This window comes from Methylobacterium sp. TK26, from assembly GCF_055361565.1.
Map to the genome: position 1 here is coordinate 72114 of NZ_CM143965.1, position 26258 is coordinate 98371.

A 26258-nucleotide genomic window follows, 5' to 3' on the forward strand; every position below is an offset into this window, starting at 1 on the left:
TGACCCGGAGGTTCATTCCGTGAGCGAGACGATCGAGCGGCACGAATTCGGTGCGGAGGTGGGGCGCCTCCTCGACCTCGTGGTGCACGCGCTCTATTCCGACCGCGAAATCTTCCTGCGCGAGTTGGTGGCCAACGCCGCCGACGCCATGGACCGGCGCCGCTTCGACGCTCTGACCAGCGCGTCGAGCGCCCTTCCGCCGGACGCGAAGGTCCGCATCGCCCCCGACAAGGATGCCCGCACCCTCACCATTTCTGATGCGGGCATCGGCATGGCCAAGGACGACCTCGCGTCGAGCCTCGGCACCATCGCCCGCTCGGGCACGCGCGCCTTCTCGCAATCGCTGGAGGCCGCCAAGGCCGAGGACCGGCCGAGCCTGATCGGCCAGTTCGGCGTGGGCTTCTACTCCGCCTTCATGGTGGCCGACCGCGTCACCGTCACGTCGCGCAAGGTCGGCGCCGACGAGGCCTGGACCTGGGCCTCCGAGGGCCAGGGCAGCTACACCCTCGAACCCGGCACCCGCGCCGAGCCCGGCACCGACATCGTTCTCCATCTGAAGGAGGACGCGGACGAGTATCTCGAACCCTACCGGCTCGATCACCTCGTGCGGAAATGGGCGGACTTCATCACCGTCCCCGTCGCCATCGTGCGCGACGGCAAGGATGAGGCGGCGAACCAGGGCACGGCCCTGTGGCGCAAGCCGAAATCCGAGATCACCGAGGAGCAGTACACCGAGTTCTATCACTCGGTCGGCATGAACTTCGACAAGCCCTGGGCGACGCTGCATTGGCGGGCCGAAGGGCAGCTCGAATTCGCGGCGCTGCTGTTCGTGCCCGGCTCGAAGCCGTTCCAGCCGATCGAGAACGACCGCCAGAGCAAGGTGCGCCTGCACGTCCGGCGCATGTTCATCACCGACGAGGCCGAGTTGCTGCCATCCTGGCTGCGCTTCGTGCAGGGCGTGGTGGACACCGAGGACCTGCCCCTCAACGTCTCCCGCGAGATGCTGCAGACCACCCCGGCGCTCGCCCGCATCCGCAAGGCCGTCACCGGCCGGGTGATCACCGAACTCACGAACCGCGCCAAGAAGGGCGAGGATTACGAGAGCTTCTGGGAGAATTTCGGCCCGGTCCTCAAGGAGGGCATCTACGAGGATTTCGAGCGCCGCGCCGACATCGCCCCGCTCCTCCGATTCCGCTCCTCGGCGGTGGAGGGCTGGACCTCGCTCGCCGACTATGTGTCCCGGATGAAGGACGGGCAGGAGGCGATCTACTACCTCGTGGCCGACGATCAGGAGGCGCTGAAGTCCTCGGCGCAGCTCGAAGGCTTCCGGGCCCGTGGCCTCGAAGTGCTCCTGCTCTCCGACCATGTGGACGCGTTCTGGCCGGACCAGCTCGGCACCTTCGAGGGCAAGTCGCTGACCTCGGTGACGAAGGGCAACCTCGACCTGTCGAAGTTCGCCCCCGAGGGCGGCGATGCCGAGCCGGCCGAGGGGATCGACGCCTTCGTGGCGGCGGTGAAGACCGCGCTCGGCGAGGAGGTGGCGGATGTCCGCGTCACCGACCGTCTGGTGGACAGCGCCGTGGTGCTCTCGGCCGGCGGGGCGGGGCCCGACCTTCAGATGCAGCGGCTGTTGCGCCGGGCCGGACGGGCCGGTGCCGGTAAGCCGGCGCTGGAGATCAATCCGCGCCACGCGCTGATCCGCGCGCTGGCGGCCTCCCCCGAATCAAACCTGCCCGAGGCGGCCGGGATGCTCCTCGATCTCGCGCGAATTCAGGACGGCGACAGCCCCCGCGACCCCGCCGCCTTCACCCGAAAGGTCGCCGCGGCCCTCGCATCGGCCCGCTCGGTAGGCGCCTGAGGGGATAAAGCGTGACGGGGCGCACCTTCCGCGCCCCGTCGTGATTGATCATTCCGAAACGTGGGGGCCATAACTTCGCCACCGGTCGGGATCATTCCGACCGGATGCGCGGGCGCGGTGGGGGCCGCAGGCGCACTCTCAACTCCACGGCGAGGATCAAAAGTCCCGCCCATCGGACGCGACATGAATCTCGTCGAGGCTGAAGCCGGCAATGGACAGGCGGTCGCGGCAGCGCGCAACCGTGTCCATGCCCATGCGTACCGCCACAGCGGCCGCGTCCGGCGGTTGCGGCGGCTGATCCCCGTGGTCGCCGGCGGCGCCACGGCGGTGCTGCTCGCCTACCTGTTCAATCCCTTCGCGGCGGGCATCTCGGGTGTCTCCGTCGGGCCGGTGACGCTCGCGGGCTCGAAGGTGAAGATGGAGAATCCCCGCCTCTCCGGCTTCCGCAAGGGCAACCGCGCCTACGAGGTGACGGCCGAGGCGGCGCTGCAGGACGTGCGCAAGCCGAGCCAGATCGAGCTTCAGCAGATGCGCGGCCACATCGCCACCGACGATCAGGGCGGGCTCGCCCGGCTCTCGGCGACATCCGGCCTGTTCGACAGCGCCCGCGAGGCGTTGGACCTCAAGGACGACATCCGCGTCTGGACCGACAAGGGCGAGGAAGCGCGCCTGAAGACGGCGGCCATCGCCTTCAAGACCGGCTCCATCGTCTCGAAGGATCACGTCACCGTCACCACGGGCAAGGGCGTCGTGGATGCGGACGGGCTCGACGTGGTCGAGAACGGCAAGGTCATCTCGTTCATCGGCAACGTACATGTGTCGATCAACCCGGAGAGCGCGGACGCTCCGAAGGGCGGCGCCCTGAAGGGCCCGATCCTCACCTCCGATGCCGATCCTGCGGAGCGCCGGCCATGAGTGCTCTGAAGATTCTGACCGCCGCGCTGGCCCTCGGCCTCGCCTTCGCCGCCCCGGCCCATGCCGAGAAGCCGACCAAGGATTCCTCCTCTGCGTTCGGCAACATCGGCGGCGGCGGCAAGGAGCCGATCAAGATCGACGCCGACCGGCTCGACGTGTTCGACAAGGAAAACAAGGCGATCTTCGCCGGCAACGTTGTTGCCGTGCAGGGCGAGAGCACGATCCGCTGCGCGACCATGACGGTCTATTACAAGCGCGGGAAGGACAAGGCCGAGGGCGGCGACGAGTCGGCGCCGAAGAACCCGGCCGAGAACGGCATCAAGAAGGTCGAGTGTGCCGGCCCGGTGACGGTGACGCAGAAGGATCAGGTCGCGACCGGTGACAACGCCGTGTTCGATCAGGATGCGAAGCGCATCGTGCTCACCGGCAACGTCGTGCTGAGCCAGTGCCAGAACGTCACGCGCGGCCAGCGGCTCGTCTACGACATGGCGAACGGCCGGGCGAACATGGACCCCGTGGCCGGCGGCCGCGTCTCGGCGATGTTCGTGCCGGGCGAGAAGTCCGACGGCAAGGACACGAAGGCGAAGGGCTGCACCGTGCCCCCGGCGAAGCCGCGGGCGCAAGCCAATTGAGCGACGCCGTGGCTTTACAGGCCGGGCCGGCGGCAGCGGCCCGCCCCTCGCTTCTGTCGCGCCTGTTCGGCCGGAAGGCGGCTGCGCCGCAGGGCGGGGAGATGCCGGCCGATGCCGTCGCGGCGCAGGCCGAGGGCGGACCGGGCATCCTCTGCGTGCGCGGCCTGCGCAAGAGCTACGGCGCGCGCACCGTCGTTCACGAGGCGGGGCTGACGGTCCATACCGGCGAGGCGGTGGGGCTGCTCGGGCCGAACGGCGCCGGCAAGACCACGATCTTCTACATGATCACCGGCCTCGTCGCCGCCGACCGGGGCGAGATCACCCTCGACGGCCTGCCGATCACCCACCTGCCCATGTACCAGCGGGCGCGGCTCGGCATCGGCTACCTGCCGCAGGAAGCCTCGATCTTTCGCGGTCTCTCCGTCGAGGACAACATCCGCGCGGTGCTCGAAGTGGCCGAGCCCGACCGCAAGGAACGGGCGCGCAAGCTCGAATCCCTGCTGGAGGAATTCGATATCGCGCGTCTGCGGAAGTCGCCCTCCATCGCCCTATCGGGCGGCGAGCGGCGGCGCTGCGAGATCGCGCGGGCGCTAGCCTCCTCGCCGACCTTCATGCTCCTCGATGAGCCCTTCGCCGGCATCGACCCCATCGCGGTGGGCGACATCCAGGATCTGGTGAAGCACCTTAAGCAACGTGGGATCGGCGTTCTCATCACCGACCACAACGTGCGCGAGACTCTTGGCCTGATCGACCGCGCTTACATCGCCCATTCGGGCCGGATCCTCACCGAGGGCACGCCCGAGGAGATCGTGGCGAACCCCGAGGCGCGGCGCCTCTATCTCGGCGAGGATTTCCGGCTCTAGCGGCCGGGCCTCAGCCCTTCCAGTTCTTGAGCGCCGCGAAGGGGCTGTCCGAGCCCGCCGGCTTCTCGGGGTTCAGCACCGGCTCCACCTGCGCGATCGCATCGGCCAGGGAGAAAGCCGAGCCGCTCTGCAGCCGGCCGCCGGCCGCGTCCCGGTGTCCGCCGCCCCGGAACAGGCGCGCGCCGTCGAGGGCGGTGCCGTCGACGGAGCGGAAGGACAGCGTGCCCATCCGCTGCACGTTCACCACGCGCTTGGTCCGCCCGGCCTCCATGATCCGGTCGGAGACCCGCTGGAACATGCCGGAATCGAGCCCGAAGGACAGGAGCGTGCCGTCCTTGAGCGGGCGGAACAGGGTGTCCGAACGCGCCAGGGCCCGGGCGAGGCGGGAGCGGGTGGTGAGGTTGGCGTCGTCGTCGGGCGCGTCGGCCAGCAGGTCGTTCACGATCCGCGTGCGGATCGCCACGGCGTCCTGTTCCAGCTGCGCCGGGGTGGCTCCCGCGCGCAGGCGCGCGCCGGCTGCGAGGAGCAGCGCCGAGACGAACCGGTCATGCCAGGGATGGCCGGGCGGGATCAGCCCGGTCGCGTTCTCCCAGAAGATCTCATCGAGCGCGATCCCGCCGGGGAAGGCTGGGTTCTCCTTGCGCCACAGGTCGAGGGCGTCGATGGCGGCGATCAGCGCGGCCAGATCCTCTTGCCGTTCGGGCTCGTGCGTGGCGAAGAGGGCGCGGTGCGTCATCGCCATCGCCGTCGCGCAGGAATCCTCCTCGATCAGCAGGGTGATCGCCGGATCGCCGAAATCCGAGCGGGACAGGCCGGGCCGCTCCGCCACGGGGGCGGGCTCCAGGCCCTGACGCGCCAGCTGCTCGGAGGAGGAGGCATGGTGGTCGAGGACCACGAGCCTGTGCTTCTCGCTCTCCCGCTTCCGGTTCATGGCGGCGAAGCGCTTCAGCCCGGCGATAGTCTGCTCCTCGAGGCCGAGATCGGTCATTAGCAGCGTTTCGGAGGCCTGAGCCTTGGCGAGCCGCTTCACCTCCTCCTCGAAGACCGGGCCGACATCGCTGTAGCGCGGGACGTGGATGACGCGATCCACCTCGGCGCAGGCGGCGGCGACCGTCGAGGCGCCGTAGCCGTCGAGGTCATGGTGGGTGATCTGGGTCAGGCGCACGCGCTCTCGGCTCCGGCTGGCGGGGGTTCGCGCTTCTTACGCTGCCAGAACGCCGCAGGCGAGAGAGCGGTGGATGCCGCCTTCGGCAAGTTGCGCGACGTCGACCCACGCAACGGGTCGTTAAGCAAGCCCCCGGACGTGGCGCGAAACGGCGCGGCGAAGTTAAGAAATAGGTCAAGCCATTGGCGAATAAGCCGTTACTTCCGGTGCCGGCCGTTAACCAAAGTTAAGGAACGGGGTCGGAAGGCCGAGATCGGTGCAGTCCCTACCCGCTGCTCACAGCATTAACCTTTTGTTAAGCGGCCGATTGCGGCGAGGGCTCCGTCGTGAGAGCTTTCGTTAACGAGAGCTAAACGGTTGGGTCACGGCGATGCGGTTCGCGGCTAACAAGATGCGGGATGGGGCCTCGGCGCTTCGGCGCGGCCTGGCCATCTTCGCCGTCGCCACCGCCGCCCTGACCGGCGCGGCTGCCGCGCAGACGCTGGCGAGCCTGCCGAATGCCGATATCGGCGCTCGTGTGCGGGGCGATGCCAAGCCGATCGCCGCCTGGAGCACCTTCTGCCAGGATTACGCCTCCGAATGCGCCATCGACCGCACCGAGCCGGCGCGCATCACCCTCACTCCCGCCGTCTGGAACACCATCGTCGCCGTCAACCGTCGCATCAACAAGTCGGTCGAGCCGATGACCGACATGGATCACCTCCACGTCGCCGACCGCTGGGACCTCGCCGAGGACGGCATCGGCGATTGCGAGGATTTCCAGCTGCTGAAGCGCCATCTGCTCGCCGAGGCGGGCCTGCCGCGCCGGGCCATGCGCATGACCGTCGTCATCGACGAGAAGGGCGAGGGCCATGCGGTCCTGACGCTCGTCACGGATCGCGGCGACCTCGTGCTCGACAACAAGACCAACACGATCCTGCCGTGGCACCGCACCGGCTACGTGTTCATCAAGCGCGAGAGCCAGGATACCGTGGCGTGGGTGTCGCTGGGCGGCGCGACCTCGCCCGTCACCACCGCCAACCGCTAACGCAGGAAGGTCGGGGCGATCCACCAGCCCGGATGGGCGGCGCGCAGGCGCTTGGCCGCCCTGACCGCCGCCTGACGGTTTTCGAACAGGCCGAATACCGTCGCGCCGGAGCCCGACATGCGCGCGAGGAGGCTGCCCTGGCCGCGCAGGGCGGCGAGGCATTCGCCGATGACCGGCGCCACCGTGAGGGCCGGGCCTTCGAGGTCGTTCCGCGCCGGGCCGATGGTCGCGAGCACCGTCTCGGCATCCGCATCCGCCGGGATGAACGGGTGCTCGCCGCCCGAAAGGGTCTGGCCGACCGAGAGGCCGAGCGCCTTGAAGACCGGCGCGGTCGGCACCGGCACGCCGGGATTGATCAGCACCGCCGGCAGAGGCTCGATGCCGAGGGCGAGGCCCACATCCTCCCCCGCGCCGCGCATCATGCGCGCCAGCGGATCGAGGCACACCGGCACGTCCGCCCCCGTCTGCCGCGCCGCCTCCACGACGGCGGGATGATCGAGGGTGAGCCCGTTGAGGCGGGCGAGGAGCCGCAGGGCCGCCGCCGCATCGGAGGACCCGCCGCCGATCCCCGCCGCCACCGGCAGCCGCTTCACGAGACGGAACGCCCCGACCCTCAGGTTCGGCACCTTGGCGGCGAGGCCGCGCGCCGCGCGGATCACGAGGTTGTCCGCATCCGGCCCCGCCGGGCCGGCTGTGGGTCCGCTCACCGTCAGGGAGAGGTCGTCGCCCGGCGTCAGGGTCAGCCGGTCGGCCGTGCCGGCGAAGGCCACGAGGCTTTCGAGCACATGGTAGCCGTCCGCCGGGCGCCGTCCGAGGACGTGCAGCGTGAGGTTCACCTTGGCGGGTGCGCGGTCGGTCAGGAGGGTCACGGGAAGTCCGCCGGCGAGTGATCGGGCGGGGTCGGGGTACAGGCCGGATGGACCGGCGGCAAGGTTGCCTCAGCCGAGGGGGTGCGCCCGGAAGGGCAGGAGGTCGCCGGGGCGGATCACTTCGATCTCCTCGCCGAGTTCCGCCAGCCCATCGCTCGCCGCGAGCCCCGTGAGGGCGCCGCCGGGGGCGGGCCTCGTCTCCGACAATCCGTCCGCGCCCTGGTACAGGCAGACCCGGAGATATTCCCGCCGTCCGAGCCGCTTCGTCAGGGCGAAGCCGCTGCGGACGAGGGGGAGGGCGGGCTCCTCGGTGCCGCCGCTCAGGAACCGCAGCACGGGCAGCAGGACCGCCACGGCGGTCACATAGGCCGCGCCGGGATTGCCGGGCAGGCCGAGGAAGGGCGTGCCGCCCACCTCGCCGAAGGCCAGGGGCCGGCCGGGCTTGATGGCGAGCCGCCACAGGGCGATGCCGCCGGCTTCGTCCACCGCCGCGCGGACGTGATCCTCTTCGCCGACGGACACGCCGCCGGAGGTCACGATCAGGTCGTAGCGCGTCGCCGCCTCCGCCAACCGCGTGCGTAGCGACGACGCGTCGTCCCGCAGGATGCCGAGCGCCTGGGGCAGGGCGCCCCATCGCGCGAGCAGGGCGGAAAGCATCGGCCCGTTGGCATCGTGAATCCCGGCCGGGGCGAGGCCGTCGCCCGTCGCGGTCACTTCGTCGCCCGTCGAGAACACGCCGACCCGCAGCCGGCGCCGCACCGGCAGGTCCCCCACGCCGAGGGCCGAGGCGAGGGCGAGGTCGCGCGGCCCGAGCCGCCGGCCTGCCGGCAGGGCGAGGCTGCCGCGCGCGACATCCTCCCCGGCGCGGCGGCAATTGGCGCCTCGCCCGATGGTGGCCGGAAGCCGCACCGCGTCGCCGTCGAGGGACGTATCCTCCTGCATCGCGACGGTGTCGGCGCCACGGGGCAGGGGAGCCCCGGTGAAGATCCGCGCCGCGCTGCCGGGCGGGATCTCCGCCACAGCCTTGCCCGCCGGTACGCGGGCGGCGACCGGCAGGGGGCTCTTCCCGAGATCGGCGAACCGGAAGGCGTAGCCGTCGACGGCCGAATTATCGAAGGGCGGCAGGGAGAGGGGTGCGGCGACGTCCGCCGCGAGGATGCGGCCCAGGGCTTCCCGCGCGGACACGGTCTCGGCCTCGGCGACGATGGCCAGCCGCTCGCGGATGAGCGCGAGGGCGTCCGAAACCCGCATGGGCGCGGGGGCGTCGCAACTCCGAGAGGTCATGGCACGAGACTGACACGAAGGGCGGAAGGCGTCGCCACCGATTGCGGCATGCGCAACCGGGGATCAAGCCCGGGACGGGTTTCGCCCCATCCCGGCGATCCCTTAGGCTCAACCCATGGAATCGCCCTTCGTCCTCGCCTGCCAGCGGCCTTGTTTCGAGCTGCCCGAGGGCGTGAGCTATCTCGATGCCGCCGCGTGGTCGCCCTTGCCCCGCGCGGTGCGGGCGGCAGGCGAGGCGGGAATCCTCGCCAAGAGCCGGCCCTGGGACCATTCCCGCGCGGATTTCCCCCGCCACACCGAGCGAGCGCGGGCGCTGGCGGCGGGCCTCATCGGCGCCTCTGCCGACGACATCGCCATCGTCGGATCGGTGAGCCACGCCATGGCGACCGTCGCCTATAACCTGAAGCCTGCAGCGGGCGGGCGCGTGCTGCGTGTGGCGGACGAGTTTCCGTCCCTCTGCCTGCCCTTCGATTGGCTGGCGGACCGCCACGGCCTCACCGTCGAGATCGTGGAGCGGCCCGAGGACGGCGATTGGACCTCGGCCCTCCTCGCCGCCATCGCACGGCCGGGTGCAGCGCCCCTCTCCATCGCGACCTTGACCCCCGCCCATTGGACGGACGGCACGCTCATCGACCTCGACCGGATCGCGCCCATCGTGCGCGCGTCGGGGGCGGTGCTCGTCATCGACGCGACGCAGGCGGCGGGGGCCATGCCCATCGACGTCGCCCGCTGGCAGCCCGACTTCCTCGCCTTCCCGACCTACAAGTGGGTGCTCGGCCCCTACGGGCTCGCGTTCCTCTACGCGGCCCCGCATCGCCAGAATGGCTTGCCTGTGGAGGAGAACAGCGGCAATCGCCCTCCGGCCCAGGGCGCGCGGCGCTACGACCGGGGCGAGCTGCACGATCCCGTCGCCCTGCCAATGGCGGCCGAAGGTCTGGAGCTGATCGCGGAATGGGGCACGGACCCGATCTCGCGCTACCTCGGCGGCCTGACCCGGCGCCTCGCGGAGGGATGCGGCGAACTCGGCCTCATCGCGCCGCCTCAGGAGTGGCGCCTGCCGCATATCCTCGGCCTGCGTCGGCCGAACGGGTTGCCGGAGAACCTGATCGCCCGCCTCGCGGAGCGCCGCGTCTTCGCCAGCGAGCGCGGGGGCGGCCTGCGCCTGAGCCCGCATGTCTGGGCGAGCGAGGCCGACATCGACGCCTGCCTCGCCGCCCTCGCGGCGCTTCTCTGAACACCGCCTTTTCTCGCACGCGGCACTGGTGCCGGGATGGGTGCGAGGCTACATAGTGGGAGCGGGGCTGCAGAGTTCGTCAGGAGCACTATCCCCGGGGCCTTATCGACTCCCTCGGGAGCTGTCACTGGCCTCGTCCCTGGACTTGGCCAACACGGCGCCCACCTACGCTGTAGGTTTCCCGGGATCGATCCTCCAACGGCTCACGTGGCTCCGCACCCTGATCCTCACTCCCTGGCAGGCCGGAAGGCTGCCCTGCGCCGCACGGCGCTCGCCGCCCGCGACGCCCTCGACCCCGACGCACGGCGCGAGGCCTCCGCGATGATCGCGGACGCGCTCCTCGGCCTGGAACCGCTCCGCGCGGCCAAGCTGGTGGCCGGCTACTGGCCGATCCGCAGCGAGGTCGATCCCCGCCCGGTGATGAAGGCCCTGGCCGAGCGCGGCACGCGCATCGCCCTGCCGCATGTGACCCCCGACGGCCTCGTCTTCCGCGAATGGATGCCCGGCGCCACCCTGGTGCGCGGCCAGTTCGGATTGAGCGAGCCCGATCCCTCCCTTCCCGCCGTCGCGCCCGATGCGCTGCTGGTGCCGCTTGCTGCCTTCGACGCGGAAGGGCGCCGCCTCGGCTACGGGCGCGGCTATTACGACGGCGCCATCGCCCGGCTGTCCGAAGGCCGTGCCCTGCTCACCATCGGCATCTGCTACGCCGCTCAGGAAGTGCCGGAGGTGCCGGTGGAGCCCCACGACAAGTCGCTCTCGGCCATCGTCACCGAGGCCCGGACGTTCCATTTCGAAGGCGCGCGCGGATGAGGCTCCTGTTCCTTGGGGATGTGGTGGGGCGGCCGGGCCGCACCGTCGTACTCGACCGGCTTCCGGACCTGCGCGAGCGCTGGCGGCTCGATTGCGTCGTCATCAACGGCGAGAACGCGGCCGGCGGTTTCGGCATCTCCGAGGCAATCTGCGACGAGTTGATCGGCGCGGGCGCTGACGCGGTGACTCTCGGCAACCACAGTTTCGATCAGCGCGAGGCCCTGGTCTTCATCGGCCGGCAGGAGCGCCTGATCCGCCCGGCCAATTACCCGCCCGGCACCCCCGGCCGTGGCGCCACCATCGTCGAGGCCGGCAACGGCGCGCGGGTGCTCGTGGTCAACGTGATGGGCCGCGTCTTCCTCGACCCGATGGACGATCCCTTCGCGGCGGTGGAGCGCGAGATCTCGGCCTGTCCCCTCGGCGCGGCGGCGGATGCCATCGTGGTCGATGTCCATGCCGAGGCGACGAGCGAGAAGCAGGCGATCGGCCATTACCTCGACGGGCGGGTGAGCCTCGTCGTCGGCACGCACACCCACACCCCGACCGCCGACCACCGCATCCTTCCCGGCGGCACCGCCTACATGTCGGATGCGGGCATGTGCGGCGATTACGATTCCGTCATCGGCATGCAGAAGCACGAGCCGATTCGCCGGCTGATCCAGAAGACGCCGGGCTCCCGCTGGGAGGTGGCGACGGGCTCCGGCACGCTGAGCGGAATCGCCATCGAGACCGGGGCGAACGGGCTCGCGACGAAGGTCGCCGCCGTGCGGATCGGCCCGAATCTCGAAGAGAGCCTGCCCCACTTCTGGGAGTAGCGGCGCTTCGCCCTTGGCAGATCGGCTCAAGGGCGTACTATGCCGGAAAGTGCTGAACCGCACATGCCAGATGCGGGCCGATGCGCAGCCAGAGGGACATCTCATGCTCAACAGCACGAGCCTCATCAAGTCGTCGTGGATCGCCGTCGAGGTGGGCCGGGAGCGCACGGAGCGTGTGCTCATGGTCGAGACCTACATCGCCGTGAGCCCCCTCGAACCCAATTACGACCCCGCGCAATACGAGAAAGTCGTGGGCTGCGTCCGCAGCGTGCTGGCGCGCAATGCCGAGATCGACCGCGCCTCGATCCTCAGTATGCATCGCGGCTCCGGCTGCACCGCCCTGTTCCGTGACCGCCCGGTCGAGGCCGCCCTCACGGCGGCCTAACGGACACTTTTTCACGCTCGGAACGGCCGAAGGTCCGTGGCGCCCCGCCGCGGGCCTTTTTTGCGCGCGGCCCTGTCATTGACCTGTCATTAGAGCTGTTCTAATTAAGAACTACGGACGGCGCCGGGTTCGGCTCCGTCGAGGATGTTTTGGGAGATTGAGCATGGCCGGTACCGCGAACGCGTCCTGCGACAGCTGCCGCTTCTACGACGAGCACAAGGGCAACGGCGCCGTTGCCAAGTCCGACGAGGGCCTGTGCCGCTTCAACCCGCCGGTGAGCCAGCCGGGTCCCGACACCAAGGGTCTCTGGCCCGTGGTGGCGACCAGCGACTGGTGCGGCCACTTCACCGCCGAGATGACCGCCGCGGAATAAGCGGCGCGCCTCGCGAGTTTGCCCGAAGGGGCCGGTGCCGATGCACCGGCCCCTTCGCTTTTGAGCGGGGCACCGATGCGCGACGCGCAGGATGGGCCCGGGATAAGGCTCTCTGTCATCATCCGGCCAACTTCGGGCGTGAGACGGCTGCCAGCAGCATCGGCGCCGCCCGTCGGCGGTGGCGACGACCGGCCGGAATACCGGCACGGCCTCGTCACGCCCCGCGGCTCGCGATGGAGGAGAGTTCAGGGATGATGTTTCGTACGCTCGGTCGCCGCGCCGCGCCGGTCGCGCTGCTCGCGCTCGCCGCCCTCTCCGGATCGGCCCACGCCGCCGCGACACCCACCGATCCGACCGGCACCTACCTCACCGAGGATGGCCGCGCCCGCGTCCGCCTGGAGAAGTGCGGCGCCGTCAACGACAAGCTGTGCGGCTACGTCGTGTGGCTGAAAGTCCCGCTCAACGACAAGGGCGAGCCCCGGACCGACTTCAAGAACCCGGACCCGAAGAAGCAGGCCCGTCCGTCCCTCGGCCACCAGCTCATCATGGGCCTGAAGCCCAATGACGATGCCCGTTACGAGGGGCAGATCTACAATTCCGAGGACGGCAAGTTCTACAAGGTCACGATCTGGACGGATGCGCCCGGCGAGTTGACCGTGAAGGGCTGCCTGATCGCCTTCCTGTGCAAGTCGCAGACCTGGACGAAGGTCACCGACCTGATCGCCGGCCAACTCCCGGGCCCGACCAACGGGGCGAACGGCCCCCGCACGGATCCCGAGTACATGCCGAAGGCGGCGGGCGCCGCCGCCAAGGCCGGCACCAAGGCCCCGGCTGGCAAGGCTGCTCCGGCCCCGGCCCCGGCGGCCGCGGCTCCCGCCGACGACTGAGCGGCCTCGCTCCACGAAAAAGGCCTGCCTCGGGGGACCGGGGCAGGCCTTTTTTTGTTGCGCCGATGCGGGCCGCTCAGTCCTTGTCGAGGGACAGGTCGGGCGCCTCGGGATTCTTCATGCCGACGACGTGGTAGCCCGCATCGACGTGCAGGATCTCGCCCGTCATGCCGGCCGCCATGCCGGAGAGAAGGTAGGCGGCCGTCTCGCCGACCTCACCGATCGTCACCGTGCGCCGGAGCGGCGCGTTGTACTCGTTCCACTTCAGTATGTAGCGGAAGTCGCCGATGCCGGAGGCGGCGAGAGTCTTGATCGGCCCGGCCGAAATCGCGTTCACGCGGATGTCCTTCGGACCGAGGTCGGCGGCGAGGTAACGGACGGAGGCTTCCAGCGCCGCCTTGGCCACGCCCATCACGTTGTAGTGGGGCATCCACTTCTCGGCGCCGTAATAGGTCAGCGTCAGCAGCGAGCCGCCCGGCCGCAGGATCTTCTCCGCGCGCTGCGCCACCGCCGTGAAGGAGTAGCAGGAGATCAGCAGCGACTTGGTGAAGTTCTCCTCGGAGGTTTCGAGGTAGCGCCCCGTCAGCTCGTCCTTGTCGGAGAAGGCGATGCAATGGACGACGAAATCGATGCCCTCGGGGAAGATGCGCCCGGCTTCGGCGAACACCGCGTCGATGGACGCAGCGTCGGTGACATCGCAATGGCCGATGACCTGCGCGTCGAGTTCCTTAGCCAGCGGCTCCACGCGCTTGCGCAGCGCCTCGCCCTGGTAGGTGAAGGCCAGTTCGGCGCCGTGGGCGCGGGCGCTGCGGGCGATGCCCCAGGCGATCGAACGGTTGTTGGCGACCCCGAGGATCACCCCCCGCTTGCCTGCCAGAATCCCGTGCCCGTGTTCCGCCATGACGCTTCCCGGTATAACGCGGCGCCGGTAGCGCCGGGGGTTCCCTTAGCGGAGGCGGGACGGGGACGGAAGTCCGACCCGCAACGGAGCGGGCCGGATTGACGCTTTCAGCCGACCCGTGCGGCCCGGCGGGCCCGGGCGAACTCGGCCAGGGCCTCGTCGTCGCCGGCCGGCAGCGTGATCGCCGTGGTGGCGAAGAGGTCGCCCCGCGTCCCGTCTTTCCTGGGCAGGCCCTTGCCGCGCAGGCGGAAGGTGCGGCCCGAACTGGTCATCGGCGGCATCTTCATCTCGACGGCGCCGGTCAGGGTCGGAACCCGGATCGTCCCGCCGAGGATCGCATCGTCCAACGGGACGTCCACGCTTACCCGCAGGTCCGCCCCCTCGGTCTTGAAGCGCGGGTGCGGCTGGATGCGGATGGTGAGGAGGGCGTCGCCCGGCTCCGCGCGCGGCCCACCGCCATAGCCGAGACCGCGCAGACGGATCGTCTGGCCATCGACCACGCCCTTGGGGATCATCACGTCGACCTCGCGGCCTGTGGGCAGGTTGAGGCGCAGCTTCTCCTCGCCGCCGACCTGTTCGAGGGTGACGATCAGTTCGGCCGAGACATCCTCGCCGCGCGGAGCCTGGCGCGCACCCGGCCCGGCGCCGCCGGCCCGGAAGGCCTCGCCGAAGATGTGCGAGAAGATGTCCTCGCCCATGCCGCCGCCGCCCATGCCGCCGCGCTGGTTGCGCGCCATGGATTCGAAGTCGAAGCCGCGTCCTCCGCCGCCGCCGCCACCGCCGCCGAAGCCGCCGAACCCTTCGAAGCCGCTCGCGCGCGGCCGGCCGTCTGCGTCGATCTCGCCGCGGTCGAACTGCTTGCGCTTGTCGGCGTCGCCCAGGATCTCGTAGGCCGAGTTCACTTCCGCGAACCGGTCCTTGGCCTTCACGTCGGTCTTGTTGCGGTCGGGGTGAAACTCCTTGGCGAGCTTGCGATAGGCCTTCTTGATGTCGGCCTCGCTCGCAGCCTTGGGCACGCCCAGAACATCGTATGGGTTGCGCATCGGTCGTAGATTGCTTTCGGCGAAGCGGGGGTACTTCCCATGTGGGAAGCCTGTTGCATCTCTGCAACGGTGCTGGTCGCAAAACTCTGCGCGAAAGGCGTCGCCGTCAAGCGGGCGAAATGCGCGGCGGGCGCATCGCCATGATCGTGACGCGGGCCTACACTCCCGCTGTCCACCGCTCGATGCCGGAAGCCATGACCTACCGTTGCGATCACGTCCACCTGCGCAGCCGCGATGCCGTCTCGGCCGCCGCGTTCTACACGGCGATGTTCGGCGCCCGCGAGACCGGCCGTGTCGGCGTCGATCCCGTACAGCGGGTGATCCTCGACCTGGGCGGCCTGACGGTGTTCATCGAGCAGGCCACCGACGACGTGCATCCGGCCGCGACGACGCCCTGCCTCGGCGTCGAGCATATCGGCCTCGCCGTCGAGGACATCGAGGCGGCGGTGGCCGACCTGACAGGGCGCGGCGTGGTGTTCCGGACAGACATCATCCAGCGCGGCCCCGGCCTGCGCATCGTGTTCCTCGACGCCCCGGACGGGGCGATCATCGAATTGCTCGAACGGCGCTAACGGCCGGGGCTCGGCTGGACGAAGCGGATCCGCTGATCCGCCTCGGGATCGCTCGCCATGAAGCGGCTCTGGTGCGGGTCGATCCCCACTAGGCCGCTGTCATCGTACACGGCGCCGAGCACGGTCCGGTAATGGTCGCGCACGCGGGCGTGGCAGTCGCAGGACACCTCTTCCATCCGGCGCCGGTCGAGCACCGTGATCCGGCCGCGCCCGACCTTGATGAGCCCCTGCTCCTGCAAGACCCGCAGGATGCGCGTGAGATAGGTCCGCTGAACGCCGAGCATCGCCGCCAGAAGCTCGTGGGTGATCGGCAGGACGGGCGAGCCGATCCGGTCGTGCAGGGTCTGCAGCCAGCGCAGGCAGCGTTGCTCGATCGGATGCAGCGCGTTGCAGGCGGAGGATTGAAGGACCTGCGCCAGGAGGCAATCGGAGTAGCGGGCAAACAGGTCGCGGACGTGCCGCGACTGCCGCTTGGCCTCCTGCAGGGTGGCGGCTTCGATCCGCAGCATCGGCCCGGCGATCTGCACGACGGCGTGGGTGGAGGCCGGCACATAGCCCTGGCTGACGATGCCGCCGACGGCTCCCTCATGCCCGATCGTCGCCGTCTCGGCGCTGCGCCCGTCGCTCGTGGTGATCACCAGGGTGACGACCGCGTGCTCGCAGGGGAAGGTGATGTGCGTGACCGGCGCGCCCGCCTCAAAGATCGTGCCGCCCTTGCCGTAGCTGATCGCCTCCAGATGCGGCTGCAGCAACTCTCGGTCGAAGCCGCGCAGGGCTTTCAACAGCAGGTTGGATTCAAGGTTGGGAGCGGGTTCGGCGGGCATCGCTTCGTTGATAGCGCCTGTACTTCCTACTCCCTACTCAATGTGCTCTGTGGTGTCTGTTCAAGAATAGACCAATTGACGACAAAATCAGCTAAATTAGTGAGGTTTCGTCAATCCGTAGCATTGCTGCTACTTGTCGGTGCAAATTCCTTGTGAAGACAAGCGCTTGTGATCTCTCGGATCACAGTCGGTGGACAGGAAGGACGCCCAATCGGAGGGGGTGCCGTAGAAGGCGTTCCGATCCACGTCGCCCCGCACGCCGGGGACGCGGCCGGTGGAGGTGAACTGCCAGAGCATCCAGCGGCGGTTCACGAAGCGCTGCTCGGGCTCGGCGGCGGTGGAGCGCAGCCAGTGCGGATAGTCCGGCAATTCGCCTTCCAGCACGTCCTTGTGGAAGGTGATGTCCGTGTAGATGATCGGGCGCTTGCCGGTGTAGCGCTCCATCTCTTCAAGCATCTCCCGCACCATCGACAGGGCCTGCTCCTTGGGGAGCTTGCGCGGGCAGGTCTGGGAATGGCCGTTCCATTCCACATCGAGAACCGGGGGGAGGGCGCTCGGATCGTTGGGGACGTTCTTCTTGAACCACGTCATCTGGTCCCGCGCCGAGCGGCACCAGAAGACGAAGTGATAGGCCCCGCGCGGAATGCCGGCGGCGGCGGCCCCATCCCAGTTCGCCCGGAAGCGCTCGTCCACGTGATCACCGCCCTCGGTTGCCTTGATGAAGGCGAATTGCGTGCCGGAGGCGCGGACGGAGGCCCAATCGACGTTGCCCTGCCACTTCGAGATGTCGATGCCCTGGATCGGGTGGAGCTTGGCCTTGGCTACGCCCGGATGGGGCTTCACGTCACCCTTGGTGGGGTAGAAATCGGGGTTGCTGGAACAGGCCGCGAGGCCCGCGAGGGTGGCCACAGCGAGCGCCCGGCGCGACATCCGCAGAACGGCCGACAGCGACGCGGAAATGGAGCCCCCGAAGAGCGGTGTAGACACTCTAGTCCGCGACATCAGCGCCACCGCCCGTTTCTCCGAAAAGCGCTTACGAGAGGACTATTCGATGACCCCTGTGCAGTTAACGGACCTTTGCGATCATTGCGGCGGAATTTCGGGATGCGTTGCCGGCCAGTGACATACCCACAGCCTGCCACGCTTGGAGAAGCCGGTGACGGAGCCTAAGTCCCGGCAACGCAAGGAAAGTCGGGTCGGGCTGCCGTGAGCAAGAGACTGTTTACCATCGGCTACGAAGGGCTCGATCCGGAGCGCCTGCGGGACGCCCTGCAGTCGGCCGGGGTCGCCGTGCTGGCCGATGTCCGCGCCGTGGCGAATTCGCGCAAGCGCGGCTTCTCGAAGGGCGCCCTGAAGACGGGGCTGGAGGAAGCCGGGCTCGGCTACGCGCATCTGCGCGCCCTCGGCACGCCGAAATCCGGCCGCGAGGCCGCCCGCGCCGACGATGCGGCGCTGCTGAAGCGCATCTATTGCGAGGAGGTGCTGGAGACGGCGGGCGGCATCGCCGCGCTCGATGAGCTGTCGGCCCTCGCGGAGAAGGCGCCGACATGCCTCCTCTGCTTCGAGCGCGATCCGGCCCGCTGCCATCGCCGACTGCTGGCCGAGCGGCTAGCGCCGCGCGGCTTCGTGGTCGAGGACCTGTTTGGCTAGCCGGTCAGGCCTGCGCGATGGCCTGGACGCGGGCGCTCACCGCCCCGGCGAAGCGGCGCATCGGCTTGAGCGCCGCGTCCAGCAGGGCGTTCGGCCGTTCGGCGCGGGCTTCCGGCCGGCGCCGGTTCGGATCGGCCTCCGCCGACACCGGCAGGTAAAGCGCCTCGAAGAAGGAAATCTCCATCAGCTCGGCGCCCGCCTCGTCGGTGACGAGGAGCGAGGCGTCGAGGAGCTTGGCCTCGCCGCCGTGGCGCTGGACGATGCCGCGCACCACGGTGGAGGCGGCGAAGCGCAGAGCCGCCGTGTCGCCCACATCCTGGCCGACGCGGTCGGGCACGACCTTTCCGTTGATGACGATGTTGAAGAAGGCACGCATGAGGGCGAGGCTTTCTTGCGAGGGAGGCCGGGAGGCCGGGTTCAGGCGGCCTCGACGTCCCTGTCGGGTTCGGCGGCCGATTTGGGGTCGAAGGCGTCGGCGAGCAGGCCGATGCGGCGGGCCATGTCCCGCACCTCGTTGAGGGCGATCGACTTCTGGCCTTCCTTCACAGCCCGCGTGATGTCGCTCACCTGGGCCGTCGCGATGCGCTTCAGTTCCTCGGCAAGTTGCTGGCTTGTCATCATGTCCGCTGTCCGGCGAAGGAATACCGGCAGGTTCGGCCGGTCTCGTTACCATGCCGTATCTTCGGGCGGTGGATTGCTGTGGATTGAGGGGATCGCCCGCTCGACGGTGCTTCCCGTTGCGCGCACCGGCCCGTGCGCTACCTCCGGCACGGCCGCCACAGAACTCCAGATCGTCAGGACCGCAGCATGGACTACGCCCTCTTCCTCGACTTCGACGGCACCCTCGTCGACATCGCGCCGAGGCCCGATGCCGTGGTGGTCGAGCCGGGGCTGATCGACAATCTCGAAGCCCTGCGGCGGCGGCTCGGCGGCGCGCTCGCCCTCGTCAGCGGGCGGCCCATCGCGCAGATCGACGGGTTCCTCACGCCGGCGCGGTTCGATGCGGCGGGGCTGCACGGCGTGGAGCGGCGGCGCGAGGGCGAGATCGTCGGCGGGCGGCCCGAGGATCACCCGGACCTGCGTCGGCAGGTGGAGCGGTTGCACGCCGATTCGGCGCCGCTCGCCAACGTGCTGATCGAGGACAAGGGCGCGTCCGTCGCCGTGCACTGGCGGCTGGCGAGTGCGGAGGACGCGCAGCGCGCCGAGGCGCTGGTGAAGGAGGCGGCCGGTTTGCTCGGCGGCGCCTACCGGCTGCAACTCGGCAAGGCGGTGGGTGAGATCGTGCCGGCGACGGCGACCAAGGCCGTGGCGATCCGCACCTTCCTGGAAGAGGCGCCCTATGCGGGCCGCCGGGCCATCTTCCTCGGCGACGACAAGACCGACGAGATCGCCTTTGCGAGCGTCACCGAGGATGGCGGCGTGGCGGTGCGCGTCGGCGACGGCGAAACCGCCGCCGCCCGCCGCCTGCCGGATCCGGCGGCGGTGCGGGCGCTCATCGCCGCCTGGGCCGCCGGAGAACCGATCGACCCGGACGCGCTGCCGCCCGCCTGACGGGGCCTTAGGGCGCCATGTCGGGGACGGGCTTCACCACCACGTCGTCGGCCGGCGCACCGACCGGGGCCGGAACCGCCGCTTCGACGCGCGGCGGCGGGGTGAGCTGCAGCGTCTCGCTGGTCATGGCCAGCGACTCGAAGGCCTTCTGCGGATCTTCGTTGAGCTTGGTGCCGTAGCTCGGGACGATGCGGCGGATCTTCTCCTGCCACTCGGGCGTCGCGACCTTCTTGGCGAAGACCTTCTCCAGCACGGAGAGCATGATCGGCGCGGCGGTCGAGGCCCCCGGCGAGGCGCCGAGCAGGCCGGCGATGCTGCCGTCCTTTGCGCTGACGATCTCGGTGCCGAGCTTCAGCACGCCGCCCTTCTCGGCATCGCGCTTGATGATCTGCACCCGCTGGCCCGCCTGCCACAGGCGCCATTCGCCCTTCTTCGCGTTCGGGAAGTACTCGCGCAGGGCCTGGTAGCGGTCCTCGTCCGACAGCATGAGCTGGCCGGCGAGGTATTCCACCAGCGGATACTGGTCGATGCCGACCCGCATCATCGGCCACACGTTGCTCGCGGTGGTCGAGGAGAGCAGGTCGAGATACGAGCCCTCCTTCAGGAACTTGGTCGAGAAGGTCGCGAACGGTCCGAACAGGATCACGCGCTTGCCGCCGAGCATGCGGGTGTCGAGATGCGGCACCGACATTGGCGGGGCGCCCACCGATGCCTTGCCGTAGGCCTTGGCGAGGTGCAGCGCCGTGACGTCCGGGTTCTCGTTGATGAGAAACGAGCCACCCACCGGGAAGCCGGCATAATCCTCGGCCTCGGGAATCCCCGACTTCTGCAGCAGGTGGAGCGCCCGCCCGCCCGCGCCGATGAAGACGAACTTGGCATCGACCGTGTCGGGCGCGCCGGTCTTCACGTTGCGGATCGTCACGCGCCAGGAGCCGTCACCGTTGCGGGTCAGGGCCTCGACCTCGGTGCCGGTCTTCAGATCGAACTTCGGCGCGCTCTTCAGATGGCCGACGAACTGGCGGGTGATCTCGCCGAAGTCGACATCGGTGCCGACCGGCGCCCAGGTGGCGGCGATCTTCTGCTGCGGGTCGCGGCCCTCCATCATCAGCGGCACCCAGGCCTTGATGCGCTCGGGGTCCGACGAGAACTGCATGCTGGAGAAAAGCGGGCTCGCCTTCAGGGCCTCGTAGCGGCGCTTGAGGAACGAGACGTTCTCCTCGCCCCACACGAAGCTCATGTGCGGCGTCGAGTTGATGAAGCTGCGCGGGTTCCGGAGGACGCCGTTCTTCACCTGCCAGGACCAGAACTGGCGGGAGATCTGGAACGCCTCGTTGATCGCGACGGCCTTGTCGATCGTGACCCGGCCCTTCGTATCCTCGGGGGTGTAGTTTAGCTCCGCCAGGGCGGAATGGCCGGTGCCGGCATTGTTCCAGCCGTTGGAGCTTTCCAGCGCGACGCCGTCCAGGCGCTCCACCATCTCCATCGACCAGTCGGGCTCGAGCTCGCGCAGCCACACGCCGAGGGTGGCGCTCATGATGCCGCCGCCGATCAGCAACACGTCGACCTTGCGAGTATCGCCGGCCGCGCCCGCAATCGTAGCCGGCAGCGAAGCCGCCGCGGCGCCGGTCAGCGCAGTCCCGATAAGTTGCCGGCGGCTGAAGCCAACGGAACTATCGTTCATATCCTGCTCGGAAGAGCGGTTGTCGTGGTCGATCATTGCTACCGGCGGTTCTCTGACAGAGTTAAATTTTATTTGCGGGCGGCTACAGCTAAATTTGACGACCGACTCCTCGCCGAGGTGCCGCCAATGCTCAAGCCTTGTGCGCTGCAACGGGGGGCCGCGCCGGATGCAAGGGTCGCCGTGAGGCCTTCCCGTGCCGGGCGGCATTTGCCAAACAGGGCGTGGCCTGCGCTGTCCGCGCGGCGGGGAGGTGAGTGCTGATGTTCGAGTTCCCGGTCCTCATCGGCGACATCGGGGGCACGAATGCCCGCTTCGGCCTCGTGGAGCGAAAGGGCGACAAGCCGCGCACGCTCTCGCACGAGGCGACCGCCGACCACGCCGACCCGTCCGCTGCGATCCGCGCCGCGCTCGGCAAGGCGGGCCGGGACGCGCCGCCGCCGCGCTCGACGATCCTCGCCATCGCGGGGCGGATCGACGGGCCGGAGATCCAGCTCACGAACGCCCATTGGAAGGTGAGCGGCGAGCGGATCGCCGGGGATTTCGACCTGTCCTCGGCGACGATCGTGAACGATTACGTCCCCGTGGCGGCCGGCGCGGCGGAGATCGAGCCGCACGACCTCACCCCCATCGGCCGCAGCCATCCCATTCCGGGGGGCGCCCGCGTGGTGCTCGGGCCGGGCACGGGCTTCGGCGCGGCGGCGCTGGTGCCGTATTCCTCCCACCTCGCCATCGTCTCGACGGAGGCGGGGCATACCGATATCGGCCCGGCGGATCCGTTCGAGGAGCAGGTCTGGCACGCGCTGGAGCGCGTCGAGGACCGCATCACCGTCGAGACGGTGCTCTCCGGCCCCGGCCTCGCGCGGCTGCACGCGGCGGTGGTGCATGTCCGCACCGGGCGCCCGCACGACAAGATCGACCCCGCCGCCGTCACGGAAGCCGGGCTCGATGCCTCAGATCCCCATGCGGTCGAAACGCTCGGCCTGTTCGCCCGGCTGCTCGGCCGGGTCTGCGGCGACCTCGCCCTGACCTTCCTCGCCACCAGCGGGGTCTATATCGGCGGCGGCATCGCGCCGCGCATCCTGAAGGTGCTGGAGGAGAGCGGATTCCGCGAGGCCTTCGAGCGCAAGGCGCCCTTCTCGGCGATGATGCGGGGCATCCCCACCAGCGTCATCACGGTGCAGGACCCCGCCTTCAACGGGCTGTCGGCGCTGGCGAGCGACGGCGCGAAGTTCGTCTATCACGGGCAGGTCTGGCGCCGCCCGGAGTGATCCGAGCCGCCCGCTGCGGACATGTCATACAATTGAAATAGCGCAAATCATGCGCTGGGCGCATGGCTTGTTACAGCCGTCGCGGTCTGTTTACCTTGGCAATGGGAACCATAGCGCAGGCGATCTTGACGTCCCGCGCTTTGTTGCATTGCGAAATTTTCAAACCGCGACGCACCAATTCTGTGTTTTCTTTTGCGGGCCGGAATACCCCGGTGTCGCATCGGAGCACACAATGCGCACGATTATCTTTCTTGCGTCGTCCGCTATCGCCGCGGCGACCTTCGCGGCCGGCATCGCCTCGGCCGACGACCGGATCAACGTGACCCCGCCGATCAGCCGTGAGCATGCCCGCGAGATCCGCGCCATCCACCCGGCCGGCGAATTCACCGTGACGCCCCAGCCGGTGCCGACCACTGAGACGCCGCGCCCGTTCTCGGCCGCCGCGTCCCGGATCGACGTCGCCAACCGCTGAGGCGGTGGGTCAGGCCGCGGCCAGCGGCTTGGACACATCTTCGAGGGACCGCCCTTCGGCGGCGGTCCCCCAGATGCCGCCCACCACGGCGGCGACGATCATCAGCACCGCGCCCAGCAGGTAGCCGAAGAAGACGTATTCCCGCGAGCCGCTCTCCACGAGCGACCCGAAGAGCAGCGGACCCGAGACGCCGCCGACCCCCGTGCCGATGGCATAGAAGGCGGCGATGGCGAGCGCCCGGATCTCCAGCGGGAAGGTTTCCGCCACGGTGAGGTAGGCCGACGAGGCCGCCGCGCTGGCGAAGAAGAACACCGCCATCCACACCACCGTCTGGCCCACGGGGCCGAAGGCGTCGATGAGGAACAGGTAGCCCGCCCCGATCAGCATCACGCCGGAGATGCCGTAGGTGAAGGCGATCATCGGCCGGCGCCCGACCGTGTCGAACAGCCGTCCGAGGACCACCGGCCCGAGGAACGAGCCCAGCGCGAAGGGCAGCAGATACCAGCCGACCTGCCCGCCCGGCACTTGGTAGAACTTCTCCAGCACCAGGGCGTAGGTGAAGAACAGGGCGTTGTAGAAGAACGCCTGCCCGACCATCAGGCAGAGGCCGACGACGGTCTGCTTGCGGCTCGTCACGAACATCGAGTGCACCACGTCCGAGAGGGGCGTGTGGTGGCGGACCCGGATCTTGGTGTGCTTCTTCGGGTCCGGCGGCGGGAGGGTGACGCCCGCATCGGTGAAGCGCTTCTCGATGCTCGTCACCACCCGGTCGGCCTCGGCGGTGTAGCCGTGGGTCGCAAGCCAGCGCGGGCTTTCCGGAATCCAGCGCCGTAGGAACAGGATCACGAGGCCGATGGCGCCGCCGGTCAGGAAGGCGACGCGCCAGCCCCAGGCCGGATCGATCACCTCCGGCTTCAGCAGCACGATCGACATGAAGGAGCCGAGCGCCGCACCGATCCAGAACGATCCGTTGATGACGAGGTTGGTCCAGCCCCGCGCGCTCGCCGGCACGAGTTCCTGGATGGTCGAGTTGATGGCGGTGTACTCGCCGCCGATGCCCGCGCCGGTGAGGAAGCGGAAGAAGCAGAAGCTCGCCACGTTCCACGACAGGCCGGTGGCCGCCGTGGCGACGAGGTAGAGCGCCAGGGTGATGAAGAAGAGCTTCTTGCGGCCGATCCGGTCGGTCAGCCAGCCGAAGCCCACCGCGCCCGTCACCGCGCCGATGAGGTAGGAGGAGGCCGCGAGCCCCACGTCGAACTCGGAGAAGGACATCGGCGGCTGGCGCAACGCCCCGACGAGGGAGCCCGCCAGCGTCACCTCGAGCCCGTCGAGCACCCAGGTGATGCCCAACGCCACGATCACGAGCACATGGAAGCGGCCCCAGGGCAGGCGGTCGAGGCGCCCCGCGATGTCCGTATCGACGACGCTGCCGATCTCGGCGCGCTCGGGCGTACCGGCTACCCCTTCCACCTTGGTCGCCATGCTGCGCGGTCCCCCATTCACCAAAAGTCGTGAGAAGCAGTAAACCGCAACTCGGGATTGCTGTTCGCAACAATCGCCCAGCCGATTCGGTTCGATCCCGTCTTCACCACCCTGGCGTCACCCTGGCTGCGCTCACAACGAGTGATCGCCATGCGCCTCCGTCTGCTCCTCGCCCTTTTCGTCACCACCGGCTTCGCCTCCTTCCCGACCGGCGCGGCGGATTCCGCGCTGCCCGCCGGCAGGGCGCGCGTCGCCATGGGGGCGGAGGAGCGCTGGGCTCTACGCCCGAGCGAGCCGGTGAGGGCGCTGTTCGCGTCCTCGGAGGATGCCCCGCGACGGGACGTGCGCATCGTCTATCCGCCCCTCGTCGAGCCGCGCTGAGTCCTCGCTTCCGCTCGCCCCGGAACCTCGGTGCGCGTACAGCGTCGGGGAAGATTCGACGGGCGACAGGAGAGGCGGATGGGTGTGGCCACCGACACGGATCTGCGTGAGGCGGGCGTCTGCCCGCAGCGTCTCGCCCGGATCGCGCCGTGGATGGACCGGCTCGTGGCGGACGGGCGGCTCGCGGGCCTCTCGGTGTCGATGCAGCGGCGCGGCAAGACCGTCTTCGCCCGCGCCTGCGGGCAGGCCGACCTCGCGCGCGGCACGCCGTTCACCCTGGAGACGGTGGCGCGCATCTATTCCATGACGAAGCCGCTCACCTCCGTGGCGGTGATGCAGCTCTACGAGCAGGGCCTGTTCCAGCTCGACGACCCGGTCTCGCGCTTCCTGCCGGAATTCGCGGAGATGCGGGTGGCGGTGGGCGGCAACCGTGCCAGGATCGAGACCGAGCCGGCCAAGCGGCCGATCACGGTGCGCGACCTCCTCACCCACACCGCCGGCCTGACCTACGGCTTCATGGAAGCGACGCTGGTCGATGCGGTCTATCGCGAGAAGGGCATCGACTTCCTGGCCCGCGAGGGCACCCTCGCCGAGATGTCGGCGCGGACGGCCTCGGCGCCGCTGCTGGCCCAGCCCGGCGCGGCCTGGAACTACAGCGTCGCCACCGATGTGCTCGGCCATTTCGTGGCGGTGGTCTCCGGCCGCCCCTTCGCGGATTACCTCCGCGAGGAGGTGATCGCCCCGCTCGGCATGGTGGACACGGATTTCCACGTCCATCCCGAATGGATGGACCGCTTCTGCGCCTGCTATGCCTATGACCGGGAGCGCAGGCTGCGCCCCTTCGACGGATCGGTCGAGAGCAGCTTCGCGCAGCCGCCCGCCATTCCCTCCGGCGGCGGCGGCCTCGTCTCGACGGCGGCCGATTACCACCGGTTCTGCCGGATGATCCTCAACGGCGGCGAACTCGACGGGCGCCGGCTCCTCGGCCGCAAGACCGTGGCGCTGATGACGGCGAACCACCTGCCGGGCGACCTCGCGGCCATGGGCACGCCGCGCTTCGCCGAGACCTCCTATGCCGGGATCGGCTTTGGCCTCGGCTTCTCGGTGATGCTCGATCCGGCCAAGGCGCAGATCGTCGGCACGCCGGGGGAGGTCGCCTGGGGCGGCATGGCCTCGACGGCGTTCTGGATCGATCCGGCGGAGGATCTGGCCGTCGTGCTGATGACGCAGCTCGTCCCGTCCTCGGCCCTGCCGATTAGGAAGGAACTGCGGGTGCTGACCTACGCGGCGCTGGTGGATTGACCCGCGCGGGGCCG

29 protein-coding genes and 1 other RNA gene are annotated in these 26258 nt (G+C 69.4%); 19 read left to right on the forward strand and 11 right to left on the reverse strand.

Annotated elements, in window-relative coordinates; translation table 11 throughout:
* Nucleotides 1-19: 19 nt before the first annotated feature.
* The 4 genes from htpG (at nt 20) to lptB (ending at nt 4268) form a co-directional block, all read left to right on the forward strand.
* A complete protein-coding gene (gene htpG / locus ACXJ1Y_RS00330) occupies nt 20-1858 on the forward strand; it encodes a molecular chaperone HtpG (protein WP_463848221.1) in 1839 nt (612 codons plus the stop codon).
* Between the two features lie 183 nt (nt 1859-2041).
* A complete protein-coding gene (gene lptC, locus ACXJ1Y_RS00335; protein ID WP_463848222.1) occupies nt 2042-2773 on the forward strand; it encodes an LPS export ABC transporter periplasmic protein LptC in 732 nt (243 codons plus the stop codon).
* A complete protein-coding gene (locus tag ACXJ1Y_RS00340) occupies nt 2770-3405 on the forward strand; it encodes an LptA/OstA family protein (RefSeq protein WP_463848223.1) in 636 nt (211 codons plus the stop codon). The genes lptC and ACXJ1Y_RS00340 overlap by 4 nt, the downstream gene beginning before the upstream one ends.
* A gap of 8 nt (nt 3406-3413) precedes the next feature.
* Nucleotides 3414-4268, forward strand: a complete 855-nt coding sequence (lptB, locus tag ACXJ1Y_RS00345; RefSeq protein WP_463848224.1) for an LPS export ABC transporter ATP-binding protein — start codon at nt 3414-3416, stop codon at nt 4266-4268.
* Nucleotides 4269-4278: 10 nt separating this feature from the next.
* On the opposite strand, the gene ACXJ1Y_RS00350 is transcribed toward lptB, so the two are convergent.
* The gene (locus ACXJ1Y_RS00350) at nt 4279-5433 is read right to left on the reverse strand and encodes a dimethylmenaquinone methyltransferase (protein WP_463848225.1); all 1155 of its coding nucleotides are present in this window, start codon (nt 5431-5433) and stop codon (nt 4279-4281) included.
* Between the two features lie 370 nt (nt 5434-5803).
* Here ACXJ1Y_RS00350 and ACXJ1Y_RS00355 point away from each other — a divergent pair, with 370 nt between their 5' ends.
* On the forward strand, nt 5804-6460 hold the full coding sequence (locus ACXJ1Y_RS00355) for a transglutaminase-like cysteine peptidase (protein ID WP_463848226.1): 657 nt from the start codon (nt 5804-5806) through the stop codon (nt 6458-6460).
* Here the strand turns inward: ACXJ1Y_RS00355 and ACXJ1Y_RS00360 are convergent.
* Entirely contained in the window at nt 6457-7329 is an 873-nt protein-coding gene (locus ACXJ1Y_RS00360; RefSeq protein WP_463848227.1) for a 4-(cytidine 5'-diphospho)-2-C-methyl-D-erythritol kinase, read from the reverse strand. The two genes, ACXJ1Y_RS00355 and ACXJ1Y_RS00360, sit on opposite strands and share 4 nt — an antisense overlap.
* A 69-nt stretch (nt 7330-7398) precedes the next feature.
* Entirely contained in the window at nt 7399-8580 is a 1182-nt protein-coding gene (locus ACXJ1Y_RS00365; RefSeq protein WP_463848228.1) for a molybdopterin molybdotransferase MoeA, read from the reverse strand.
* A gap of 148 nt (nt 8581-8728) precedes the next feature.
* On the opposite strand from ACXJ1Y_RS00365, the gene ACXJ1Y_RS00370 reads away from it, so the two are divergent.
* The 7 genes from ACXJ1Y_RS00370 (at nt 8729) to ACXJ1Y_RS00400 (ending at nt 13117) form a co-directional block, all read left to right on the forward strand.
* Nucleotides 8729-9847, forward strand: coding sequence for an aminotransferase class V-fold PLP-dependent enzyme (locus ACXJ1Y_RS00370; RefSeq protein WP_463848229.1), 1119 nt, complete (start codon nt 8729-8731; stop codon nt 9845-9847).
* A 61-nt stretch (nt 9848-9908) separates the two neighbouring features.
* A non-coding RNA gene (ssrS, locus tag ACXJ1Y_RS00375) (6S RNA) lies at nt 9909-10065 on the forward strand.
* Nucleotides 10055-10657 carry a 5-formyltetrahydrofolate cyclo-ligase gene (locus ACXJ1Y_RS00380; protein WP_463848230.1) on the forward strand — a complete coding sequence of 201 codons (603 nt, stop codon included), beginning with the start codon at nt 10055-10057 and terminating at the stop codon, nt 10655-10657. The genes ssrS and ACXJ1Y_RS00380 overlap by 11 nt, the downstream gene beginning before the upstream one ends.
* Complete coding sequence (locus ACXJ1Y_RS00385) at nt 10654-11472, forward strand: TIGR00282 family metallophosphoesterase (RefSeq protein ID WP_463848231.1); 819 nt, start codon at nt 10654-10656, stop codon at nt 11470-11472. The genes ACXJ1Y_RS00380 and ACXJ1Y_RS00385 overlap by 4 nt, the downstream gene beginning before the upstream one ends.
* A 103-nt stretch (nt 11473-11575) precedes the next feature.
* Entirely contained in the window at nt 11576-11857 is a 282-nt protein-coding gene (locus ACXJ1Y_RS00390; protein WP_463848232.1) for a hypothetical protein, read from the forward strand.
* Nucleotides 11858-12020: 163 nt separating this feature from the next.
* Entirely contained in the window at nt 12021-12230 is a 210-nt protein-coding gene (locus ACXJ1Y_RS00395; RefSeq protein WP_463848233.1) for a hypothetical protein, read from the forward strand.
* 251 nt (nt 12231-12481) lie between these two features.
* Nucleotides 12482-13117, forward strand: a complete 636-nt coding sequence (locus tag ACXJ1Y_RS00400) for a DUF2147 domain-containing protein (RefSeq protein WP_463848234.1) — start codon at nt 12482-12484, stop codon at nt 13115-13117.
* A 76-nt stretch (nt 13118-13193) separates the two neighbouring features.
* Here ACXJ1Y_RS00400 and fabI read toward each other — a convergent pair whose 3' ends face one another.
* Together fabI and ACXJ1Y_RS00410 are read right to left on the reverse strand one after the other, a co-directional pair.
* Nucleotides 13194-14018 carry an enoyl-ACP reductase FabI gene (fabI, locus tag ACXJ1Y_RS00405; RefSeq protein ID WP_463848235.1) on the reverse strand — a complete coding sequence of 275 codons (825 nt, stop codon included), beginning with the start codon at nt 14016-14018 and terminating at the stop codon, nt 13194-13196.
* Nucleotides 14019-14125: 107 nt separating this feature from the next.
* Nucleotides 14126-15061 carry a DnaJ C-terminal domain-containing protein gene (locus ACXJ1Y_RS00410; RefSeq protein ID WP_463848236.1) on the reverse strand — a complete coding sequence of 312 codons (936 nt, stop codon included), beginning with the start codon at nt 15059-15061 and terminating at the stop codon, nt 14126-14128.
* 194 nt (nt 15062-15255) lie between these two features.
* On the opposite strand from ACXJ1Y_RS00410, the gene ACXJ1Y_RS00415 reads away from it, so the two are divergent.
* Nucleotides 15256-15633 (forward strand): VOC family protein, encoded by a 378-nt coding sequence (locus tag ACXJ1Y_RS00415; RefSeq protein WP_463848237.1) that lies wholly within the window; start codon nt 15256-15258, stop codon nt 15631-15633.
* On the opposite strand, the gene ACXJ1Y_RS00420 is transcribed toward ACXJ1Y_RS00415, so the two are convergent.
* Together ACXJ1Y_RS00420 and ACXJ1Y_RS00425 are read right to left on the reverse strand one after the other, a co-directional pair.
* On the reverse strand, nt 15630-16457 hold the full coding sequence (locus tag ACXJ1Y_RS00420; RefSeq protein ID WP_463848238.1) for a Crp/Fnr family transcriptional regulator: 828 nt from the start codon (nt 16455-16457) through the stop codon (nt 15630-15632). The two genes, ACXJ1Y_RS00415 and ACXJ1Y_RS00420, sit on opposite strands and share 4 nt — an antisense overlap.
* Nucleotides 16458-16586: 129 nt before the next feature.
* Nucleotides 16587-17387 carry a glycoside hydrolase family 25 protein gene (locus ACXJ1Y_RS00425; protein WP_463849993.1) on the reverse strand — a complete coding sequence of 267 codons (801 nt, stop codon included), beginning with the start codon at nt 17385-17387 and terminating at the stop codon, nt 16587-16589.
* A 276-nt stretch (nt 17388-17663) separates the two neighbouring features.
* Between ACXJ1Y_RS00425 and ACXJ1Y_RS00430 the strand changes: the two genes are divergently transcribed.
* Nucleotides 17664-18107: a DUF488 domain-containing protein gene (locus ACXJ1Y_RS00430; RefSeq protein ID WP_463848239.1), complete on the forward strand. Its 444-nt coding sequence runs from the start codon at nt 17664-17666 to the stop codon at nt 18105-18107.
* Between the two features lie 4 nt (nt 18108-18111).
* Here ACXJ1Y_RS00430 and ACXJ1Y_RS00435 read toward each other — a convergent pair whose 3' ends face one another.
* Both ACXJ1Y_RS00435 and ACXJ1Y_RS00440 read right to left on the reverse strand, forming a co-directional pair.
* Nucleotides 18112-18483 (reverse strand): DUF6894 family protein, encoded by a 372-nt coding sequence (locus ACXJ1Y_RS00435; RefSeq protein WP_463848240.1) that lies wholly within the window; start codon nt 18481-18483, stop codon nt 18112-18114.
* 41 nt (nt 18484-18524) lie between these two features.
* Nucleotides 18525-18728 (reverse strand): hypothetical protein, encoded by a 204-nt coding sequence (locus tag ACXJ1Y_RS00440; RefSeq protein ID WP_409564712.1) that lies wholly within the window; start codon nt 18726-18728, stop codon nt 18525-18527.
* Between the two features lie 186 nt (nt 18729-18914).
* On the opposite strand from ACXJ1Y_RS00440, the gene otsB reads away from it, so the two are divergent.
* Nucleotides 18915-19658 (forward strand): trehalose-phosphatase, encoded by a 744-nt coding sequence (otsB, locus tag ACXJ1Y_RS00445; RefSeq protein WP_463848241.1) that lies wholly within the window; start codon nt 18915-18917, stop codon nt 19656-19658.
* A gap of 7 nt (nt 19659-19665) precedes the next feature.
* On the opposite strand, the gene mqo is transcribed toward otsB, so the two are convergent.
* Nucleotides 19666-21339: a malate dehydrogenase (quinone) gene (gene mqo, locus ACXJ1Y_RS00450; protein WP_463848242.1), complete on the reverse strand. Its 1674-nt coding sequence runs from the start codon at nt 21337-21339 to the stop codon at nt 19666-19668.
* A 320-nt stretch (nt 21340-21659) separates the two neighbouring features.
* Between mqo and ACXJ1Y_RS00455 the strand changes: the two genes are divergently transcribed.
* Both ACXJ1Y_RS00455 and ACXJ1Y_RS00460 read left to right on the forward strand, forming a co-directional pair.
* Nucleotides 21660-22607, forward strand: coding sequence for a glucokinase (locus ACXJ1Y_RS00455; protein ID WP_463849994.1), 948 nt, complete (start codon nt 21660-21662; stop codon nt 22605-22607).
* 232 nt (nt 22608-22839) lie between these two features.
* Nucleotides 22840-23079 (forward strand): hypothetical protein, encoded by a 240-nt coding sequence (locus ACXJ1Y_RS00460; RefSeq protein WP_463848243.1) that lies wholly within the window; start codon nt 22840-22842, stop codon nt 23077-23079.
* A gap of 9 nt (nt 23080-23088) precedes the next feature.
* Here the strand turns inward: ACXJ1Y_RS00460 and ACXJ1Y_RS00465 are convergent, their stop codons facing one another.
* Nucleotides 23089-24561, reverse strand: coding sequence for an MFS transporter (locus ACXJ1Y_RS00465; RefSeq protein WP_463848244.1), 1473 nt, complete (start codon nt 24559-24561; stop codon nt 23089-23091).
* Between the two features lie 150 nt (nt 24562-24711).
* Here ACXJ1Y_RS00465 and ACXJ1Y_RS00470 point away from each other — a divergent pair, with 150 nt between their 5' ends.
* Both ACXJ1Y_RS00470 and ACXJ1Y_RS00475 read left to right on the forward strand, forming a co-directional pair.
* The gene (locus tag ACXJ1Y_RS00470; RefSeq protein WP_463848245.1) at nt 24712-24942 is read left to right on the forward strand and encodes a hypothetical protein; all 231 of its coding nucleotides are present in this window, start codon (nt 24712-24714) and stop codon (nt 24940-24942) included.
* A gap of 78 nt (nt 24943-25020) precedes the next feature.
* Nucleotides 25021-26244, forward strand: coding sequence for a serine hydrolase domain-containing protein (locus ACXJ1Y_RS00475; RefSeq protein WP_463848246.1), 1224 nt, complete (start codon nt 25021-25023; stop codon nt 26242-26244).
* Nucleotides 26245-26258 lie beyond the last annotated feature (14 nt).

What these genes read in the sequence shown, in the direction of transcription:
- ACXJ1Y_RS00385 (WP_463848231.1), top strand. Translation starts at nt 10,654, where the DNA reads ATGAGGCTCCTGTTCCTTGGGGATGTGGTGGGGCGGCCGGGCCGCACC.
- ACXJ1Y_RS00460 (WP_463848243.1), top strand. Translation starts at nt 22,840, where the DNA reads ATGCGCACGATTATCTTTCTTGCGTCGTCCGCTATCGCCGCGGCGACC.
- ACXJ1Y_RS00425 (WP_463849993.1), bottom strand. Translation starts at nt 17,387, where the DNA reads ATGTCGCGCCGGGCGCTCGCTGTGGCCACCCTCGCGGGCCTCGCGGCC.
- otsB (WP_463848241.1), top strand. Translation starts at nt 18,915, where the DNA reads ATGGACTACGCCCTCTTCCTCGACTTCGACGGCACCCTCGTCGACATC.
- lptC (WP_463848222.1), top strand. Translation starts at nt 2,042, where the DNA reads ATGAATCTCGTCGAGGCTGAAGCCGGCAATGGACAGGCGGTCGCGGCA.
- ACXJ1Y_RS00370 (WP_463848229.1), top strand. Translation starts at nt 8,729, where the DNA reads ATGGAATCGCCCTTCGTCCTCGCCTGCCAGCGGCCTTGTTTCGAGCTG.
- ACXJ1Y_RS00395 (WP_463848233.1), top strand. Translation starts at nt 12,021, where the DNA reads ATGGCCGGTACCGCGAACGCGTCCTGCGACAGCTGCCGCTTCTACGAC.
- mqo (WP_463848242.1), bottom strand. Translation starts at nt 21,339, where the DNA reads ATGAACGATAGTTCCGTTGGCTTCAGCCGCCGGCAACTTATCGGGACT.
- ACXJ1Y_RS00440 (WP_409564712.1), bottom strand. Translation starts at nt 18,728, where the DNA reads ATGATGACAAGCCAGCAACTTGCCGAGGAACTGAAGCGCATCGCGACG.
- ACXJ1Y_RS00415 (WP_463848237.1), top strand. Translation starts at nt 15,256, where the DNA reads ATGACCTACCGTTGCGATCACGTCCACCTGCGCAGCCGCGATGCCGTC.
- ACXJ1Y_RS00340 (WP_463848223.1), top strand. Translation starts at nt 2,770, where the DNA reads ATGAGTGCTCTGAAGATTCTGACCGCCGCGCTGGCCCTCGGCCTCGCC.
- ACXJ1Y_RS00475 (WP_463848246.1), top strand. Translation starts at nt 25,021, where the DNA reads ATGGGTGTGGCCACCGACACGGATCTGCGTGAGGCGGGCGTCTGCCCG.
- ACXJ1Y_RS00435 (WP_463848240.1), bottom strand. Translation starts at nt 18,483, where the DNA reads ATGCGTGCCTTCTTCAACATCGTCATCAACGGAAAGGTCGTGCCCGAC.
- ACXJ1Y_RS00365 (WP_463848228.1), bottom strand. Translation starts at nt 8,580, where the DNA reads ATGCGGGTTTCGGACGCCCTCGCGCTCATCCGCGAGCGGCTGGCCATC.
- ACXJ1Y_RS00420 (WP_463848238.1), bottom strand. Translation starts at nt 16,457, where the DNA reads ATGCCCGCCGAACCCGCTCCCAACCTTGAATCCAACCTGCTGTTGAAA.
- ACXJ1Y_RS00470 (WP_463848245.1), top strand. Translation starts at nt 24,712, where the DNA reads ATGCGCCTCCGTCTGCTCCTCGCCCTTTTCGTCACCACCGGCTTCGCC.
- ACXJ1Y_RS00400 (WP_463848234.1), top strand. Translation starts at nt 12,482, where the DNA reads ATGATGTTTCGTACGCTCGGTCGCCGCGCCGCGCCGGTCGCGCTGCTC.
- ACXJ1Y_RS00390 (WP_463848232.1), top strand. Translation starts at nt 11,576, where the DNA reads ATGCTCAACAGCACGAGCCTCATCAAGTCGTCGTGGATCGCCGTCGAG.
- ACXJ1Y_RS00355 (WP_463848226.1), top strand. Translation starts at nt 5,804, where the DNA reads ATGCGGTTCGCGGCTAACAAGATGCGGGATGGGGCCTCGGCGCTTCGG.
- ACXJ1Y_RS00465 (WP_463848244.1), bottom strand. Translation starts at nt 24,561, where the DNA reads ATGGCGACCAAGGTGGAAGGGGTAGCCGGTACGCCCGAGCGCGCCGAG.
- ACXJ1Y_RS00410 (WP_463848236.1), bottom strand. Translation starts at nt 15,061, where the DNA reads ATGCGCAACCCATACGATGTTCTGGGCGTGCCCAAGGCTGCGAGCGAG.
- fabI (WP_463848235.1), bottom strand. Translation starts at nt 14,018, where the DNA reads ATGGCGGAACACGGGCACGGGATTCTGGCAGGCAAGCGGGGGGTGATC.